This window comes from Nocardia sp. NPDC059195, assembly GCF_042754695.1.
Classification (GTDB): domain Bacteria; phylum Actinomycetota; class Actinomycetes; order Mycobacteriales; family Mycobacteriaceae; genus Nocardia.
Window position 1 is genome coordinate 1 of record NZ_JBHZBG010000069.1, and the last position, 1,426, is coordinate 1,426.

Here is a 1,426-nt window from a genome sequence, read left to right on the forward strand (position 1 = left end):
ATCCGCGGATTCCGCATCGAACTCGGCGAAGTCGGCGCCGCACTCGCCGACGTCACCGGAGTCGAACAAGCCATAGCCATCGTCCGCGAAGACCAACCCGGCAGCAAACGACTCGTCGGATACGTCACCGGCGCCGTAGACCCCACGATCGTGCGAGCAGCAGTCGGCTCACGACTACCCGAATACATGATTCCGTCGGCAGTTGTGGTGCTCGACAGCCTGCCCCTGACAGTCAACGGCAAACTCGACAAACGAGCCCTGCCCACACCCGACTACACCGACAACAACCGATACCGAGCACCATCGACACCAACCGAGAAAACACTCGCCTCGATCTACGCCCAAGTACTCGGACTCGAACACGTCGGCATCGACGACTCCTTCTTCAACATCGGCGGCGACAGCATCTCCTCCATCCAAGTCGTCGCCCGCGCCCGCGCCGCCGGCATCACCGTCAAACCCCGCGAAATCATGGTCCACAAAACCGTTTCCGCACTCGCACACATCGCCACCCAAACCACCAACGAAATGAACGACGACGACGGTGTCGGCGACCTACCACCAACACCGATCATCACCTGGCTCCAAAACACCCCAGGCCGCATCGACGAATTCAACCAAGCACTACTGTTCACCGGCCCCGAAACCGCCGAACACACCCACGTCCTCGCCCTGATCCAAGCACTACTCGACACCCACCCCATCCTGCGACTACACGTCAACGGACACCACCGCACCGACCGCGACTGGACACTGACCACCACACCACCCGGATCAATACACGCCCAAGACTGCATCGACACCGTCACCGAGATCTCCCTCGACAACCTCATCACCGCCAGGGAGAAATTGGACATCACCACAGGTTCTGTCCTACGCGCCCTCTGGGAACCCACCAACCACCAACTCGCCCTCATCATCCACCACCTCGCCATCGACGTCGTGTCCTGGCGAATCATCAACGACGACCTCAACCTCGCCTGGAACACACTCCACACCAACCAACAAATCACCCTGCCCACCGGCGGCACATCCTTCCGAACCTGGTCGATGGAACTGATCAACTCCGCCCAAACGGACGAAGTCTCAGCCCAACTACCCACATGGCACAAAATCGCGTCCACACCCCCGATCCTGCCGACCATCGAACCGGGCATCGACATCGTCGGCACCGCCGAGCATCACGTCGCCACACTCGGGCTCGACACGACCGACATGCTGTTGGGTAACACCGCCGCCCGCTTGAACATGGGCGTCAACGAAATCTTGCTCACCGCACTAGCCCTCGCGTTGGCCGAACACACCCGACACCACTCCCCGATCGGCATCGACGTCGAATCCCACGGCCGCGACGAACGCTACGGAAACGACGCCGACCTCTCCCGAACCATCGGCTGGTTCACCGCGAAATACCCCATATCACTAC

The 1,426-nt window shown here is 60.8% G+C and carries 1 protein-coding gene; it reads left to right on the plus strand.

Going from position 1 to position 1,426, the window contains the following annotated elements; genetic code table 11:
- Nucleotides 1-1,426 (plus strand): condensation domain-containing protein (locus tag ACFXKN_RS33460; RefSeq protein ID WP_379434798.1); only part of this gene is annotated, 1,426 nt, incomplete at both ends.